The following is an 18,186-nucleotide window of genomic DNA, read 5'->3' as shown; positions in this document are numbered from 1 at the left end:
AGTGAGGAGGAAAATGATGGAGCTATGTGATAGAAATATTGCTGAGTTAAGAACGTTACTAGATAGTAAAGAATTATCTTCTGTAGAGCTTACTAGGTATTATTTAAATCGAATTGAGAAAATAGATGCACAAATAGACAGTTATATTACAGTATGCGCTGATGAAGCTATCCAAGCTGCTAAAAAAGCAGATGAGAGAATCGCTAAAGGTCAGGCAAAAGCCCTTACAGGTATCCCAATAAGTATTAAAGATAATATGTGTATAGAGGGTATACGTACAACTTGTGGTTCAAAAATGTTAGAAAGCTTTATTCCCCCTTACAGTGCAACTGTTATCCATAAGCTTTTAAATGAGCAAGCAGTTATCCTTGGAAAAACAAGTATGGATGAGTTTGCTATGGGGGGCTCTACTCAAACTTCATATTATAAAAAGACTAAAAATCCTCATGATTTAACAAGAGTGCCAGGAGGTTCTTCAGGGGGAAGCGCAGCGGCTGTAGCGGCTAGGTTATCAGCAATATCCCTTGGTTCAGATACAGGTGGTTCCATTAGGCAACCTGCAGCTTTCTGTGGGATTACAGGTATGAAGCCTACCTATGGAAGTGTTTCACGGTTTGGTCTTATAGCCTTTGGTAGTTCACTTGACCAAATAGGACCTATGGCACATAGTGCAAAAGAATGTGCAACAATCTTAAATACAATAGGTGGTTATGATTGTAATGATGGAACCTCTTCACGTCAAGAAATAGATTTTGAAAGTTTATTAGGTAAAGATATTAAAGGAATGATTGTTGCCCTTCCAAAGGAGTTCTTTGAAGAGGGTATTGATAAAGAAGTCAGAGAATCAGTGCTTGCAGCAGCTAAAAAATATGAAGAAATGGGGGTTTGTATTGAAGAGGTTTCTATGCCAAGCCTTAAATATGCTATAGCAGCCTATTACTTACTTTCCTCAGCTGAAGCAAGCTCCAACCTTTCACGTTATGATGGTATTAAATTTGGATACTGCATGCCTCATGCTAAAACCTATAAAGAACGTATTGAACGTACACGTAGGGAAGGTTTTGGAGATGAGGTAAAGAGAAGAATTTTATTAGGAACTTATGCACTTTCTAGTGGCTATTATGATGCCTATTACAAGAAAGCTCTTTATATAAGAGAAAAAATTAAAGAAGAATACAACAAAATTTTTGAGCGCTGTGATGTAATGCTTACACCTACAGCTCCTACAGTTGCTTTTAAAAGAGGAGCTATTGAAAATGATCCTGTAAAGATGTATCTAGCAGATATCTGTACTGTTACAGTAAATATTGCAGGTCTTCCAGGTATTTCAACAACCTGTGGTTATGACAAAGATAATATGCCAATTGGTATGTCTATTATAGGTAAAGCTTTTGATGATGCAAAGGTAATTCAAGTAGCAGATGCATTTGAGAAAGATTTTATTAGGAAAGCTCCTAGTTTATAAGAAAGGGTAGGTGAATAAAATGTCAAGTTACATTCCAGTTATAGGACTTGAAATACATGCCCAACTTCTTACACAAACAAAAATATTTTGTAGCTGTGAGGTAGACTTTGGGGGTGAACAAAATACACGCTGTTGTCCAGTATGTGCAGGTTTTCCAGGGACATTACCGGTTCTTAATCAAGAGGTAGTAAAATGTGCGATTAAAGCAGGTTTAGCACTAGGGTGTGAAATAAACCGTTATTCTAAAATAGATAGAAAGAATTACTTTTATCCCGATCTTCCTAAGGCTTATCAAATTTCACAATTTGATTCACCTGTATGCCTTTCAGGAAAGGTAAAGATAGAGGGTGATAAAGGTGAAAAAGAGATACGTATTCATCATGCACATATTGAAGAAGATGCAGGTAAACTGATTCATGATGATATTGAAAATACCAGTCTTGCAGATTATAACCGGTGTGGCGTTCCTTTGTTAGAAATCGTATCAGAGCCAGATATGTCTTCAGCCGAGGAGGCAAGAGCTTATATCGAAAAGGTATCAGGACTCCTTCAATATGCAGGTGTAAGTCTTTGTAGGATGGAAGAAGGTTCTTTAAGAGCAGATGTTAATATCTCTCTTAAACATGCAGATGCTAAAGAATTAGGTACAAAGGTAGAAATCAAAAATCTTAATTCAATGAAATCTATTGTAAGAGCCATTGATTATGAAATTGAAAGACAAACTAAGCTCTTAACAACAGGTGAACCTATTGTTCAGGAAACAAGAAAATTTAATGATAATCGTGGCGTGACAGTTTCTATGCGTTCTAAAGAAGATGCACATGATTATAGATATTTCAAAGAACCAGATATTATTCCGGTTATTATTACAGAGGAAGATATTGAAAAGCTTTCCAAAGAAATGCCTGTACTCATTGATGAGAGAATGCAGCTTTACACAAAGGAATATGGCTTAAATAAAGCGGATGCTCAAATAGTAGTGAATGAGAAAGGGATCTCAGATTTTTATAATGATGTAGTTATGATTTATCCCAATTATAAAGCGGTAGCTAACTTTATAGTAGTAGAAATCCTTCGCTATGTGAATGAGGGAGAAATACAAAGCAATCATCTTCCCTTTTCAGCAGAAGCCTTTGCTACTTTAGTAAAAATGTCAGAAGAGGATATTGTAAATAAAAATAATGCAAAAGCTATATTAAAGCTGATGATAGAAAGTCAAAAAGGGCCTATGGAAATAGCAAAGGAACAAGGCTACCTCATGAATGATAATACAGATGAGATCAAAGAAGTGGTAAGCAGTGTAGTTAGTGAATTTACGGAAGAGGTAACAGGTTATCTAGCAGGCAAAGAAAAGTTATTTGGTTTCCTTATGGGACAATGTAGTAAGAGGCTTGCAGGTAGGGCAAACCCTAAGACTATTAAAGAAATCCTTGAAGGCGAACTTACTAAGTTAAGGTAAGAAAGGGGAGTAGTCTATGTTAACTATGGATGGAGTAAAACGCATTAAATGGATCAATATAGAAGAAATAAAGAGGCAAGTAGATAGTGTTGTTACGATAGATGCCTGTATTCATAAAATAAGGTCTATGAGTGAGTTTGCATTTATTATCCTCCGAACAGGTAGATATCTTATACAAGGAATTTATGAAAAAGACCGATGTGGGGATAGTATAGAGCAATTAAAAGTAGGATGTTATGTAAAAGTAAAGGGACATGTTAGAGAGGATGAAAGAGCTATACTAGGTTTTGAGATCTTACTGACAGAAATAAAAATCTTAAGTAGTCCTCAAGGGGAATATCCCCTTAATGTAAGTCATAAAAAACTAGGCTGTGGTTTAGAGGCTAATTTAGATAATCGCTCCGTTGCCCTTCGTAATCCTTATGAGAGAGCTATCTTTAAAATACAAGAGGGGGTAGTATCTGGGTTTAGGGAGTTTATGCTTAAGGAAGGCTTTACCCAAGTGTTTACACCTAAAATAGTAGCAGCTGGTGCAGAGGGTGGAGCAAATATTTTTAAATTAGATTATTTTAACCAAGAAGCCTATTTGGCGCAGAGCCCACAATTTTATAAACAAACATGTGTAGCATTTTTTGATCGTGTATTTGAAATAGCACCTGTATATAGGGCAGAAAAGCACAATACTTCAAGGCATTTAAATGAATATATTGGTCTTGATTTTGAAATGGGCTATATAGAGAGTATGTATGATGTCATGGAGATGGAAACAGCCATGCTGAAATACACCCTAGAATACCTTTATACACATTACAAAGAGTACCTTGAAATACTAGGTGTTACCCTCCCAGTAGTAGACACTATTCCTTCACTAACCTTTATGGAAGCACTAGAAGTGCTAAAAGGTAAAGGTGGTAAAAATAAATATGACCTAGAACCAGAAGATGAGGTATTTCTTTATGAGTATGCCAAAGAAAACTGGGGAAGTGAGTTTATATTTATTACACATTTTCCAGCCTCAAAAAGACCCTTTTATGCTATGAATGATAAGGAAGATCCAAGGTTTGCACTAAGCTTTGATTTACTTTTTAGAGGGCTAGAAATTACAACAGGGGGACAACGGATTCATGATTATAACGAGCAAGTAGCTAAAATGAAGGAAATGGGCATGCATCCAGAGGAGTTTTATCATTATTTAAACATTCATAAATATGGTATGCCACCTCATGGGGGACTTGGAATAGGGCTTGAGAGGCTTGTCATGAAGCTCTTAGATTTGCAAAATATAAGGCAGGCAAGTATGTTTCCAAGGGATGTTCATCGACTAGAGCCTTAAGGTAAATCCTTTAAGTTAATAAATAAAAAATAAAGAGTATAAATTGAGGAGGAATTTAGTATGACAGCAGTATCAGAAATATTTGGATGTAATGTATTTAATGAAACAGTAATGCAAACAAGATTACCTAAAAACATCTTTAAATCTCTTAAGAAAACAATGGCAGAAGGCACAGAGCTTGAACCAGAGGTAGCAGAAGTAGTAGCCAGTGCAATGAAAGACTGGGCAATTGAAAAAGGTGCCACACACTTCACTCACTGGTTTCAACCTATGACAGGTATTACAGCAGAAAAGCATGACGCCTTTATTTCACCAACAGCAGATGGCAAAATCATTATGGAGTTTTCAGGTAAGGAACTAATTAAGGGAGAGCCAGATGCATCTTCTTTCCCTTCAGGAGGCCTTCGCGCAACCTTCGAAGCAAGAGGATATACAACTTGGGATCCAACTGCTTATGCCTTTGTAAAAGATGGTACACTTTATATTCCAACAGCCTTCTGCTCTTACAGTGGTGAAGTGCTTGATAAAAAAACACCCTTACTTCGTTCGATGGAAGCTATTAATGTTCAAGCAATCCGTATTTTAAGTCAGTTAGGAAAAAGTGTAACAAGGGTAACTACCACGGTAGGGCCTGAACAAGAATACTTTTTAGTAGATAAAGAAATGTATAAAAAACGTAAAGATCTTATTTTAACAGGTAGAACACTTTTTGGGGCGAAACCTCCAAAAGGGCAAGAATTAGAAGATCACTACTTTGGAAATATCCGTACAAGGGTTTCAGAATACATGAAAGACTTAGACGAAGAATTATGGAAGTTGGGTATTTTGGCTAAAACAAAGCACAACGAAGTGGCTCCTGCACAGCATGAGCTAGCTCCAATTTTCGGAACAACAAACCTTGCAACAGATCATAATCAATTAACAATGGAGCTTATGAAAAAGGTAGCAGAAAGACATGGTCTTGTATGTTTACTTCATGAGAAACCTTTTGCAGGCGTAAATGGTTCTGGTAAACACAATAACTGGTCTATTTCTACCAATACAGGTGAAAACCTCCTTGAACCAGGCAAATCACCAAGGGAAAATACACAATTCTTATTATTTTTAGCTGCTGTTATTAAGGCTGTTGATGAATATGCAGACCTTCTTCGTGTAGCGGTAGCAAGTGCAGGAAATGATCATCGTTTAGGAGCCAACGAAGCACCTCCAGCTATTGTTTCTATGTTTTTAGGTGATGAGCTCACACACATTTTAGAATGCATCGAAAGAGGTGAAATAGCTGAAGAGACCGCCAAATGTTTTATGGAAACAGGTGTCACAGCACTTCCTAGGTTTGCAAAGGATACAACAGACCGTAATAGGACCTCTCCATTTGCTTTTACAGGTAATAAATTTGAGTTTAGGATGTTAGGTTCTGCAGCGTCTATTGCAGGTGCCAATATTGTTTTAAATACCATTGTAGCAGAGGAATTAGAGCAATTTGCAAATCGCTTAGAAGCAGTAGCTGATATCCAAGCAGAAGTGATGGAAATTATAAAAGAAACAGTTAAAAATCATAAACGTATTATCTTTAATGGTAATAACTACAGTGAGGAATGGGTAAAAGAAGCAACTAAACGTGGGCTTCACAACCTTAAGACAACTGTTGAAGCACTTCCAACTTTTGCTTATGAAAAAAGTATTAATCTCTTTGTTAAACATGGTATCTTTACTAAGGCAGAAGTTGAATCACGTTGTGAAATCATGCTTGAAGGCTACTCAAAAACAATTAATATAGAAGCTCTTACTATGTTAGATATGGTGAAGAGGGAAATTTTACCAGTAGTTCTTAGTTACTCAAAAGAAATATTTGAGACCCTTAAAGTGAAGCAAGAGCTTGGTTTTAATATGAGTGTAGAAAAGGAGCAAGCTTATGCTACAAAGCTTTCGAATTTAACCGAATCCTTAATGAGTAAAATTGATGAACTTGACAAGCTTGTACTTGAAACAAAGAATTACTCAGATGTGCTAGATGCTGCTAAATTTTACAGAGAGTATATCTTTGAAGCGATGCAAACTTTAAGAGTTGTAGCAGATGAACTTGAAACGATGATTCCTGCTGAGAAATGGCCATTTCCAACATACGTAGACCTACTCTTCTACGTATAATCACATAGATACTCCAAAAAAAAGACGCCGCTACTCCCGGCGTCTTTTTTTGATTGATTATCAAGTGAATGCCTAATAATTAAGCAACAGATTTTTTCATAGCTCCATAAATAGGGGTTGAAATAAGGATAACAGAAAGGATAAGGGTAATAATTAATTCAGGAATAATGTAAGAAGCATTATAGCCTAAAGAGTAGAGTACAGCACTTGTACCTTCTGGAGCAGAATCTGCAAAAAAGATGATACCAGATAAGAAGTGCATGAGTCCTCTGCCTAAAAGTGCGATAGAAACCGCTAAAACGGTACGTAGTTCTTTTGCTTTAATTGCGCTTGGTGCCATACCAGCAAGCCCCAAGAAACCAAAGGCTAAGGGGTAATCAAAGAGGAGCTGTGCCCAGTTCAGTACCCAAGCGTCTTGAATAAGCTGAAGAAAGCCATAGGCTACACCTGTTACAATGCCCGCTATAGGACCAAATACCATGGAATATAAGATAATAGGGAACATACTTGCTAAAGTAATAGAACCTCCTTGAGGCATTTTATAGAGGCGAATATAGGAGAGAATGAAAGAAAGCGCAATACACATACCACCATAAACAACTTTCTTTGTAGTTAAAGTGGAAGATTGTTTTGCCTCTTTTTTAGAAGTCCAAACAAGACCTAATAAGGAAAACAATACGATGACACCCAAAATAGTCCATACAAGAGGACTGATTTCTAAAAGCTTTGTAAAAATATGAGACATAAAAAAACCCCTTTCAAAGATTATTTTTCTTCGCTAGAAGGTATCTATGCACAAAAATAAAAAGCCACACGAATGTGTGACTCATACTATTTTCGGAGCACATTCGCTTCCTTGCAGCAGCATTATCTGTAAGCAAGTTATAAGGGTCTGTACGATATGTACACTCTCAGCTAAAAGCTCCCCTAGCAAAAGAATATTTGATTATCAAAATTATTATAGTATAGCCTCTAGAGGTTGTCAAACTTTTAAGTTTTACTAGGTTAAATATTTGAAATGTTGTGATGTTAAATGCAAAGTGATAGAATAGGATAAGAATTCAAGTTTACCAATAGTCTATAGGAATCAAGTAGGGGGAGCGTATGAAAAAAGAGTTAAAATTAATAATTATTAAGGTTATAACCCTTTTAAGTGGGATGTTGTTAGTAATAACTACAGTTGTTCCTTTTTTATTAAAGAAGTACTTTATGTTTAAGTTAATTAAAGAAAATTTTGGAGCGGCAAGTGTTGGTATCATAGGAGGGGCAGATGGACCAACAGCTATTTTTGTAGGGACTAAACTTAATCTAGGTTCTTTAATAGGAATAGTTATTTTATTAGGACTTACTATTATAGGGAGCATCATTTTATGGAGAAATAAGAAATGAAAAAGAAGGACGCAAGAGAAGTTTGTGGTGAGATGCTAAGGTTATCTTGACAAGGCTTAGGGTTTTGATTATGCTTATAGGTAAATAGAATAAGTAAATTAGCTGAGAAGAGAAATCAGTATAAAACTAGCTTTTAATTATATAAAGAGAGGAAGCTCACCGGGTGAAAGGCTTCTAAAGCTAAGCTATATTGTCCAAGCTCGGAGCTCTGCGCAAAAACATAAACGCAGCGGGAACTCCCGTTATAGAGTAACTAAGATAACATAAGCAGGTCTTGTGTTAATTAGGGTGGTACCGCCGAGATTACATGGCCCCTATGCATTGATGCATAGGGGTTTTTTTGACTATAAAGGCTATTTTAAAGAAGAGGATGAAAAGATTATGTTAATGAGCAAACTATTAGGTGAACGCTTTAAAGAAAAACCAGGAGATGCAACGAGTATTAGTCACATCTATTTATTACGTGGAGGATATGTACGTCAAGTAACGAATGGTATTTATTCTTTATTACCTCCAGCTAAAAGGGTAGTAGCTAAAATTGAGAACATTATCAGGGAAGAAATGGATAAAATTGATGGACAAGAGGTTCTGTTTCCAGTGGCTCTTCCAGGAGAATTATGGCAAGAATCAGGACGCTTTGAAGGAGTAGGCAGTGAATTGGTCCGTTTTAAGGATCGAGCAGGTAAAGATATGGTATTAGGTATGACACATGAGGAAGCAGCTGTGCATTTAGCACGTACAGAAGCCAAGTCCTATAGTCAATATCCCTTCATGATTTATCAAATCCAAACTAAATTTAGAGATGAACCTAGAGCAAGAGGTGGGCTTATTCGTGTAAGAGAGTTTACTATGAAGGATGCGTATTCTTTCCATACTTCTCAAGAAGACTTAGAAAGTTACTATGAGGAATGTCTGCAAGCTTATCATACCATCTTTAGAAGGGCGGGTGTGCCAGAAGTCATCTGTGTGAAATCAGACACAGGAATGATGGGAGGAAAGGTTGCTCACGAATTTATGCTTCTTACAGATATTGGAGAAGATACGATTGTAGTATGTGACAGCTGTGATTACCAATCTAATATGGAGGTAGCTACTTCTAAATTACCAGTTGCCACAACTATAGAGGGACAAATAGAAGAAGTATATACACCTAATGCCCATACGATTGAACAAGTAGCAAATTTACTGGGTGTAACAAATGACCAAACGTTAAAAGCGTGTGTATTTGAAGTAGAAGGGCAAAAAGAACCTCTTATTGTATTTATTAGAGGAGACCTGCAAGTAAATGAGTCGAAGCTACAAAAAGTAGTTAAAGCACAAATTCGACCTTTTGAACGTTATGAAGATACTCCTAACCTTTGCTATGGCTTCATGGGGCCTTATCATTTAAAAGCAGATGGGGCAACTCTTATTTTTGATGAATCTCTTAGAAATGAGAAAAATCTCGTAGTAGGAGGAAACAAGGTAGATTATCATATCAAAGGCATTAGTATGGAGAGAGATATTAAGCCAGAAGCTTATTATGATATTGCACAAGTTAATGAAGGACATGAGTGCCCACATTGTCAGGGCAAATTACAATTTAAACGTGGTGTAGAAGTGGGGAATATTTTCCAACTTGGTACACGTTATTCAGAGAGTATGCATATGACTTATACCGACTCAGACGGTAAGTCAAAAACACCTATTATGGGTTGTTATGGCATTGGAGTAGGTCGATTACTGGCTTGTATTATTGAAGCACGACATGATGAATGGGGTCCCATTTGGCCAATATCAGTAGCACCATGGCAAGTGCATATCTGTGCTCTTAAGAGTAAATCTCTAGATACAAATGCTATTGGACTTGATCTTTATAGCAAGTTAAATAAGCAGTTTGAAGTCTTAATGGATGACCGAAATGTAGCACCAGGCGTTCAATTTGCAGATGCAGACCTTCTTGGTATACCTGTGCGTATAGTGATCGGAGAAAAAAATCTTAAAGAAGGCAAAGTAGAACTTGTAACAAGAGATAAGTCAGTTAAGAAACTTGTACCTGTTGCAGGTATTGAGCAAGAAGTAACAAGTCTTATAGAACAACTATTAAAATCAAACCTCTAATCATTTCCCCGTAGGGGCGGATTCCATATCCGCCCGAGACTCCATATCCACCTGGGATTCCATATCCAACCGGAATCTCATATCCGTTTTAAAACTTATATCCATCCACACTCTACTCTACTTCTTTAACTATGCCAAAGGCTATTTTATATTTGGATAGAGGAGAAAGTTTTTGGAGATAAGGTGTTGAGGGACGATGAGGAAAGAGGAGGGACGATATGGAATCGTCCCCTACGAGGGTGTGGGGATGTTTATAATAAAAATAATATGTTTAAATAAAAGGAGAAGAAGAAATGGCAGGAAAACAAAAGTTTGTATCTGAGATTACAGATATGGATAAGGATTTTGCACAGTGGTATACCGATGTGGTTAAAAAAGCAGAGCTTGTGGACTATGCAAGTGTAAAAGGTTGCATGATTATTAAACCTTATGGCTATGCCATTTGGGAACTTATACAACAACAATTAGACAAACGTTTTAAAGAAACAGGACATGTTAATGTCTATATGCCTATGTTTATCCCAGAAAGCTTATTAGAAAAAGAAAAGGATCACGTAGAGGGTTTTGCACCAGAAGTAGCATGGGTAACACATGGTGGGAAAGAGCAGCTTGCAGAGAGACTTTGCGTACGTCCTACTTCAGAAACCTTATTCTGTGATCACTATGCAAAGGAAATTCAATCTCATAGAGACTTACCTAAGCTTTATAATCAATGGTGTTCGGTTGTACGTTGGGAAAAAACAACGCGTCCTTTCCTTCGTACTACTGAATTCTTATGGCAAGAAGGTCATACGGCTCATGCAACAGCAGAAGAAGCAGAAGAAGAAACAGTACGCATGCTTAATGTCTACTCTGAGTTTTGTGAAAATGTCCTTGCTATTCCTGTAGTAAAAGGTCAAAAGACAGAAAAAGAAAAATTCGCTGGTGCAAAGGCAACTTATACTATAGAAAGTTTGATGCACGATGGTAAAGCCCTTCAATCAGGTACAAGTCACAATTTTGGTGATGGCTTTGCAAAGGCTTTTGGCATTCAATACACAGATAAAAATAACCAATTACAATATGTCCATCAAACCTCATGGGGGATGACCACACGCCTTATCGGAGCACTGATTATGGTACACGGTGATAATAGTGGGCTTGTATTACCACCTGCTATTGCCCCTGTCCAAGTGATGATTATCCCAGTGGCACAACATAAAGAAGGTGTGCTTGATAAAGCTTATGAACTTAAGGCAAAGCTTCAAGAGGTTGGCAGAATAAAAGTAGATGACAGTGACAAATCACCAGGTTGGAAGTTTAGTGAGCATGAAATGAAAGGCGTTCCAGTACGTTTAGAAATAGGACCAAAGGATATTGAAGCAAATCAAGCGGTTCTTGCAAGACGCGATACAGGTGAAAAGGTGGTAGTATCTCTTGATCATATTCAAGAAGAAGTAACAAAGTTACTTACAGCTATGCAAAAAGAAATGTTAGAGAAAGCCAGAAACCATAGAGAAGCACACACTTACTCTGCGACTACTATGGAAGAGTTTACAAAAACAGTAGAAGAAACACCAGGGTTTGTAAAAGCAATGTGGTGTGGCGATGAAGCATGTGAAAACAAAATTAAAGAAGAAACAGGTGCAACGTCACGTTGTATGCCGTTTGAACAAGAAGAAATTGCTAAGACGTGTATCTGTTGTGGTAAGCCCGCTAAGAAGATGGTTTATTGGGGTAAAGCCTACTAAAAAATATTTTAAATAAAAGTGAGTACGGTATAAAAGCTGTACTCACTTTTTGCTTAGAATTGAATAATTCTAAAACCCTCTGCTTAATCTATAGGTAATAGTAAATGCTATTATGTAAAAAGAAAAGAGGGACGTTATGAATAGAAAAAGGCGTAAGAAAAATAACTACCCATGGTTATTAATGGGAATAACAGCAGGTATGGGTCTGGCTATATGGAAGATCAATGGAAAAAAAGCATGTGTAGCTAGTAGAAAGGAGCAAGTCCAAAAAAGGCTTCCCTCCATGAAAAGCAAAGACAGACATGTTTATTTTATAGGAGGTGGTCTAGGCTCTTTAGCTGGAGCAGCTTACTTAATAAGAGATTGTCATTTTAAAGGAGAAAACATTCATGTTATTGAAGGCCTTAAAATTTTAGGAGGCAGTAATGATGGTGGAGGAAATGCTCAAAATGGTTTTGTATGTCGAGGGGGGCGAATGCTCAATGAGGAAACCTATGAAAACTTTTGGGAGCTTTTCAGAAGTATCCCTTCTTTAGAGGTTCCTAATAAAAGTGTAACAGAAGAGATTTTAAACTTTGACCATCTTCATCCAACACATGCACAAGCCCGATTAATTGATAAGCAGGGAAATATTTTAGATGTAAGGAGTATGGGTTTTAATACGGCGGACCGTCTTGCTTTAGGAAAACTCATGCTTACCCCAGAAGAAAAGTTAGATAATATGACAATTGAAGAATGGTTTATAAATACACCTCACTTCTTTGAAACAAATTTTTGGTATATGTGGCAAACGACCTTTGCTTTTCAAAAATGGTCTAGTTTATTTGAATTTAAACGTTATATGGAACGTATGATCTTCGAATTTTCTCGTATTGAAACGTTAGAGGGTGTAACACGCACACCTTATAATCAATATGAATCTGTGATCTTACCGCTTAAAGCCTATCTAAAAAGTGCAGGTGTAGACTTTAAAATAAATGCAAGGGTTTTTGATTTAGATTTTGCACCAGAAGAGCAGATTACAGTAACAGGTATTCATTTGGAGGATAAGGAAGGTCAAAAAAAGCTTATCCCTTTAAGGCCACAAGATGTATGTATTATGACAAATGGCTGTATGACGGATAATGCAAGTTTAGGTGATTTTTATATGGCACCTCAATATAAGCCAGAAAAACCAATGTCTGCAGAGCTTTGGGAAAATATAGCTAAGAAAAAGACAGGCTTAGGAAATCCTGCTCCATTCTTTCATCATCCAGAAGAAACCAATTGGGAAAGCTTTACGGTGACTTGTAAAGGAAACAAGCTACTTAAGCTTATTGAACGATTTTCAGGAAACATTCCAGGCAGTGGGGCACTTATGACTTTTAAAGATTCCAACTGGTTAATGAGCATTGTAGTAGCAGCTCAACCTCATTTTAAAAATCAACCAATGGATACCACTATATTTTGGGGATATGGACTTTATACGGATCGTATTGGTAATTATATAAGAAAGCCTATGCGAAATTGCACAGGAGAAGAGATTCTCATTGAGCTTATTCATCATTTGCATATGGAAAAAGATAAGAATGAGATATTAGAATCTATTATTAATGTGATTCCTTGCATGATGCCTTATATTGATGCACAATTTCAACCACGAAAGATGAGCGACAGACCTAAGGTTGTACCAGAGGGTTCTACTAACTTTGCAATGGTTAGTCAATTTGTGGAGATTCCAGAAGACATGGTATTTACAGAGGAATATTCTGTAAGGGCAGCACGTATAGCTATTTATACTTTATTTGGCATACAGGATAAGGAGATTTGTCCAGTTACGCCCTATAAAAAGGATCCTCGTATCTTATTAAAGGCTTTAAAAACTGCCTACAGATAGTAAATTTTATAAAAGTGTATTTATAGATTGAACAAGTAATAGTATAATAAGCTAAAGATAAGGCTAGGAGGTAAGGTAATGAAGAGACCAGATTATATATCTTGGGATGATTACTTCATGGGAATGGCTTTATTGGCAGCTAAAAGGAGTAAAGACCCTAGTACTCAGGTAGGTGCTTGTATTGTAAGTGGTGAAGAGTGCGTTGGACAGCGTCCTAATACAATACTAAGCTTAGGCTATAATGGTTTTCCGATTGGATGCAAGGATGATCACTTCCCATGGGATAGAGAGGGTAATTTTTTAGATACAAAATATCCTTTTGTTGTACATGCAGAATTAAATGCTATACTTAATGCACAAGGTAAATCTTTAGTAGGTGCAAAGCTTTATGTTGCACTTTTCCCTTGTAATGAATGTTGTAAAGCGATTATTCAATCTGGTATTAACGAAGTTATTTATTTATCGGATAAATATGCCCAGACAGATGTAGTTAAGGCTTCTAAGAAAATGTTTGAAGCAGCAGGGGTAAAGCTTACTAGGTTAGAGACACAAACTTCTAAGATTGTTTTAGATTTTAATGTAGAAATGATTTAAAAAAATGCTTTCCTAATGTACTTCTTGTAATAGAACAAGTAATGGGTACAGGGAAAGCATTTTTTTGATGAAAGCTATTTACTTTTTTTACTTTTAGCGGTCGTTTTAGAATTTTTACTTGTTTTATCCACTTTGGTTGTTTTTGTTGGTTTGCTAGCTTGTTTTTTGGCAGCCATTTAACGTCACCTCCTTTCTTATTTGCTATAAAAATTCACCCTTTTTTAGGAGTAAAGTAACTTTGGGCAGCAGAGTAACCTGCTTGATAAAGAAAATTGTAGGTAGGGTCACCTACTGAAACATTGAAATTTAGAGAAGAGGTATGACCTGTGTTTATATCAATGCTTCTCCTCATACATTCTGGGTCACGGCGATAGTAATCCATTTGCAAGGTAGTGGTAGAAGAAAGAATATGACTTATAAAATCAATAAGGTTTTGTATAGGTTCAGGTATAAGTGGGCTTGTAAACATACAGCCTAATGTTTGCTGGGCAAGAGAAATTTTATCAAATAATTCAATAGGGTATACGGCTAATAATCCACCATCTGAAAAGACAAGGGGATTATTTTTTTGAGCAGTAGTGAGAGCAGTTGTTTTGATGGCTTCAAAAAAGATAGGAACGGACATAGAGATGCGCACAGCTTCTGCAACTTCTACATAAGGTGTTGAGTCAGCAGAAAAAACAACAGAAGTTTGATTAGAGACATCTGTTCCTAATAGATAGAGATCCAAAAAAGGTCTATTATTTTTGTGTATAGAGGTATTTTGAAAATCAGCAAAGGTGTAAGGGGGTTGTTTTTTGGAAATATCAAATTGCATGGCGATTTGTGTTTGGAGCCAGTTATAGATGTAGGTAGAGGAATACCAGCCATATTGCTTAATTAAACGATAAACACAATCAATATTTCCAAATACTTTATTAAGTTGTTTTTTGATAGTGGGAGAGAGTGTACGCTGAGTAAAGACTTCATCCTGTCCAGGAACCTTACTGTAATCTAGAGAATCCGCAATTATTCTAAGCTCACTAAAGGGAAGATTAAAACTTGTTAAGCAGGCAGTAATAGCTCCTGCGGAAGTTCCTGCTATACGTTCTACATTCTCCATCAGATTTTCACTGTAAAGATAGTCTAATACCCCGAGATAAGCTATCCCCCAGACACCTCCACCACTAAAAACTAAATTAGTAAAAGAAGTATCCATAGTGGCACCTCATTTCGTTTTTAACAATATATTCTCTAGGCTTATGAGATATGTTTAAGGTGTTATGAAAAATAAGTAAATAGAGGGGGGAATGTCTATTTTGGATGAGCTTATCATATACTACTACAAAGCCCATTTTTGAATCATCATAGTATCCTAAGGGCTTTTAAGTGGAGGTGAGAAAAGATGTATGACGTTGTAATTGTAGGAGCAGGAGTAGTAGGATGTGCAATTGCAAGAGAAGTATCGCGGTATAAGTTAAAGACTATCGTAGTAGAAAAAGAGAATGATGTATGTTGTGGCACGAGCAAGGCAAATAGTGCAATCATTCATGCAGGCTTTGATGCTAAACCAGATACGTTAAAGGGGAAGCTTAATGCAAAAGCTAATTTGATGTATGATGAATTAGCTAAAGATTTAGATTTTCCATTTAAGAGAAATGGTTCATTAGTTTTGTGCTTTAAAGAAGAGGATAAACCAGCCCTTCAAGAGTTAAAGGAAAGAGGAGAAGCTAATGGTGTACCTGATATGCAAATTCTATCAGGAGATGAAGTAAGAAAGATGGAACCGCAATTAACAGATGAAGTAGTAGCAGCACTTTATGCCCCTACTGGTGGGATTGTTTGTCCTTTTAATTTAACTATTGCTTTGGCAGAGAATGCCCATATGAATGGAGTAGAATTTGCATTTAATGAAGAAGTAAAAGAAATAGTTAAAGGAGAAGGCTTTTTTATTGTCAAAACAGGTAATAAAGAATATGAAACACAACTTGTTGTCAATGCAGCAGGCGTTTATAGTGATGTGATAAATAATAAGGTAAGTGAAGAGAAGTTTACGATTATTCCTAGACGTGGAGAGTACAACTTATTTGATAGATATATTGGAGACATGGTGACATGTACGTTGTTTCAGCTTCCCACGAAATTAGGTAAAGGGATATTGGTTTCCCCTACTGTTCATGGCAACCTAATTGTAGGACCTAATGCAGTAGATCAAGAAGACAAAGACAATATCGATACCACTAAAGAAGGCTTAGAGGATATCATGGCAAAAGCGTTATTAAGTGTGAGGACAATTCCTTTAGGTAATGTGATTACCTCCTTTACAGGGTTAAGAGCCCGAACAGATAAAGATGACTTTATATTAGGTGAAGTAAAGGATGTACCAGGATTTATTAATGCAGCGAGTATTGAGTCTCCGGGGCTTACTTGTGCACCTCTTATTGGAAAATATATAGCAGAGAGTATAAAGGAAATACTTGAAGCAGAAATAAACCCTTATTTTAATCCTAAGCGTAAGGGAATTGTTTGCTTCAGTGAGCAAGATGAAGATACTAAACGAGCACTTATTAAAGAAAATCCTTTATATGGGCAAATTGTTTGTAGATGTGAGAGCGTCACACAAGCACAAATAGTAGATGCGATTACAAGACCGCTAGGTGCAAAAGATACAGATGGCATCAAAAGGCGTACACGTGCTGGTATGGGAAGATGCCAAGGAGGTTTTTGCCTAGTGAGAAATATGGAACTTTTAGAGCAAGAATTAGGAGTGCATTTTACTGAAGTTACTAAATTTGGTAAGGCATCGAGCTTTGTGGTGGGCATTGATAAAGAGGATTTGTAGAGGAGGTGCAAAATGGAAGCTTATGATTTGATTATTATAGGTGGTGGGCCAGCTGGTTTAGGGGCAGCATTAGAAGCTAAGAGGCAAGGAATCACTAACCTACTTGTTATTGATAGAGAGCCTAGGTTAGGTGGCATACTGATGCAATGTATTCACAATGGTTTTGGGCTACATACCTTTAAAGAAGAACTTACCGGACCAGAGTATGCAGAACGCTTTATAGAGGAAGTCGTAAAAGAAAAAATTCCCTATTGGTTAAATACGATGGTTTTAGATATCACAGAAGATAAAAAGGTATATGCCTTAAATGCAGAAAAAGGTTTAGTGGAGCTTCAGGCTAAAGCAATTATTTTAGCAATGGGGTGTAGAGAAAGGCCTAGAGGAGCTTTAATGATTCCTGGTGCACGTTGCAGTGGGATTTTAACAGCAGGGGCAGCACAAAAATTAGTTAATATGAAGGGTTATATGCCTGGAAGAAAAGTAGTTGTACTCGGTTCAGGAGATATAGGACTTATTATGGCAAGACGTATGACTTTAGAAGGAGCTAAGGTAGAAGCAGTAGTAGAGCTCTTGCCTTATTCCAGTGGTTTAAAGCGAAATATTGTACAGTGTCTAGAGGATTATGGTATTCCACTTAAGCTCAGTCATACTGTTATAAAAATCCATGGAAAAGATCGTTTACAAGGTGTAACGATCGCACAGGTAGATGATAAGCGTCAACCTATTATGGATACTCAGCGATATATCCCTTGTGATACCTTATTACTTTCTGTTGGGCTCTTACCAGAAAATGAACTTTCTCGTAAGGCAGGAGTGGAGTTATCTTCCATAACATGGGGGCCCATAGTTGGACCACATTTAGAAACCAATATACCTGGGATTTTTGCCTGTGGTAATGTATTGCACGTGCACGATTTAGTGGATAATGTGACTCTTGAAAGTTATGAAGCGGCTAAACATGCAGCCGAGTTTATAAAAGGGGAGCAGGTAAAGGGGGAAGCAGTACTTGTCACTGCTACGGAAGGTGTACGTTATACAGTCCCCCAATTTGTAGAGAACGAGCCCAAGGCACCTATTACTATGCGTTTTAGAGTGGATAATGTTTACCGTAATAAATATCTAGCAGTTTATTTTGATGAAGAACGAATCGTACACAAGAAAAAGCGTATTTTAACACCTGGAGAAATGGAAGAGCTCACATTTTCAACTGAGCTATTTAAAAAGCATCCCAAGCTTACATCCATTACCTTTAAAGTAGAAAGGAGCTAAGT

At 36.9% G+C, this 18,186-nt stretch carries 13 protein-coding genes; 11 read left to right on the top strand and 2 right to left on the bottom strand.

Going from position 1 to position 18,186, the window contains the following annotated elements; all coding sequences use genetic code 11:
• Positions 1-16: 16 nt before the first annotated feature.
• Genes gatA through CS063_RS09770 form a run of 4 tightly spaced genes read left to right on the top strand, consistent with a single transcriptional unit; the run spans position 17 to position 6,405 of the window.
• The gene (gene gatA, locus CS063_RS09785) at positions 17-1,465 is read left to right on the top strand and encodes an Asp-tRNA(Asn)/Glu-tRNA(Gln) amidotransferase subunit GatA (RefSeq protein ID WP_099449522.1); all 1,449 of its coding nucleotides are present in this window, start codon (positions 17-19) and stop codon (positions 1,463-1,465) included.
• 19 nt (positions 1,466-1,484) lie between these two features.
• Entirely contained in the window at positions 1,485-2,924 is a 1,440-nt protein-coding gene (gene gatB / locus CS063_RS09780) for an Asp-tRNA(Asn)/Glu-tRNA(Gln) amidotransferase subunit GatB (RefSeq protein ID WP_099449521.1), read from the top strand.
• Positions 2,925-2,940: 16 nt separating this feature from the next.
• Positions 2,941-4,257, top strand: coding sequence for an aspartate--tRNA(Asn) ligase (gene aspS / locus CS063_RS09775; protein ID WP_099449520.1), 1,317 nt, complete (start codon positions 2,941-2,943; stop codon positions 4,255-4,257).
• Positions 4,258-4,317: 60 nt separating this feature from the next.
• Positions 4,318-6,405, top strand: a complete 2,088-nt coding sequence (locus CS063_RS09770; protein ID WP_099449519.1) for a glutamine synthetase III family protein — start codon at positions 4,318-4,320, stop codon at positions 6,403-6,405.
• A gap of 79 nt (positions 6,406-6,484) precedes the next feature.
• Here CS063_RS09770 and thiT read toward each other — a convergent pair whose 3' ends face one another.
• The gene (gene thiT / locus CS063_RS09765; protein ID WP_099449518.1) at positions 6,485-7,150 is read right to left on the bottom strand and encodes an energy-coupled thiamine transporter ThiT; all 666 of its coding nucleotides are present in this window, start codon (positions 7,148-7,150) and stop codon (positions 6,485-6,487) included.
• A gap of 359 nt (positions 7,151-7,509) precedes the next feature.
• Between thiT and CS063_RS09760 the strand changes: the two genes are divergently transcribed.
• The 5 genes from CS063_RS09760 to CS063_RS09740 all read left to right on the top strand — a co-directional run bounded on the left by CS063_RS09760 (position 7,510) and on the right by CS063_RS09740 (position 14,094).
• A complete protein-coding gene (locus CS063_RS09760; RefSeq protein WP_099449517.1) occupies positions 7,510-7,794 on the top strand; it encodes a sodium ion-translocating decarboxylase subunit beta in 285 nt (94 codons plus the stop codon).
• Between the two features lie 381 nt (positions 7,795-8,175).
• Positions 8,176-9,894, top strand: a complete 1,719-nt coding sequence (locus CS063_RS09755) for a proline--tRNA ligase (RefSeq protein ID WP_099449574.1) — start codon at positions 8,176-8,178, stop codon at positions 9,892-9,894.
• A 293-nt stretch (positions 9,895-10,187) separates the two neighbouring features.
• Positions 10,188-11,624, top strand: a complete 1,437-nt coding sequence (gene proS, locus CS063_RS09750; protein WP_099449516.1) for a proline--tRNA ligase — start codon at positions 10,188-10,190, stop codon at positions 11,622-11,624.
• Between the two features lie 136 nt (positions 11,625-11,760).
• Positions 11,761-13,500, top strand: a complete 1,740-nt coding sequence (locus CS063_RS09745) for an oleate hydratase (RefSeq protein ID WP_099449515.1) — start codon at positions 11,761-11,763, stop codon at positions 13,498-13,500.
• 78 nt (positions 13,501-13,578) lie between these two features.
• Complete coding sequence (locus CS063_RS09740) at positions 13,579-14,094, top strand: deoxycytidylate deaminase (protein WP_099449514.1); 516 nt, start codon at positions 13,579-13,581, stop codon at positions 14,092-14,094.
• A 211-nt stretch (positions 14,095-14,305) separates the two neighbouring features.
• Here CS063_RS09740 and CS063_RS09735 read toward each other — a convergent pair whose 3' ends face one another.
• The gene (locus tag CS063_RS09735; protein WP_099449513.1) at positions 14,306-15,292 is read right to left on the bottom strand and encodes a patatin-like phospholipase family protein; all 987 of its coding nucleotides are present in this window, start codon (positions 15,290-15,292) and stop codon (positions 14,306-14,308) included.
• A gap of 186 nt (positions 15,293-15,478) precedes the next feature.
• Between CS063_RS09735 and CS063_RS09730 the strand changes: the two genes are divergently transcribed.
• Entirely contained in the window at positions 15,479-16,915 is a 1,437-nt protein-coding gene (locus CS063_RS09730) for an NAD(P)/FAD-dependent oxidoreductase (RefSeq protein ID WP_099449512.1), read from the top strand.
• Between the two features lie 12 nt (positions 16,916-16,927).
• Entirely contained in the window at positions 16,928-18,184 is a 1,257-nt protein-coding gene (locus tag CS063_RS09725) for an NAD(P)/FAD-dependent oxidoreductase (protein ID WP_099449511.1), read from the top strand.
• Positions 18,185-18,186 lie beyond the last annotated feature (2 nt).

Origin of the sequence: Sporanaerobium hydrogeniformans, from assembly GCF_002735925.1 — a bacterium.
Taxonomy (GTDB): Bacteria; Bacillota; Clostridia; order Lachnospirales; family Cellulosilyticaceae; genus Sporanaerobium; species Sporanaerobium hydrogeniformans.
The sequence above is the reverse complement of the archived record's forward strand: the minus strand, read 5'-3'. Positions and strand labels throughout refer to the sequence as shown.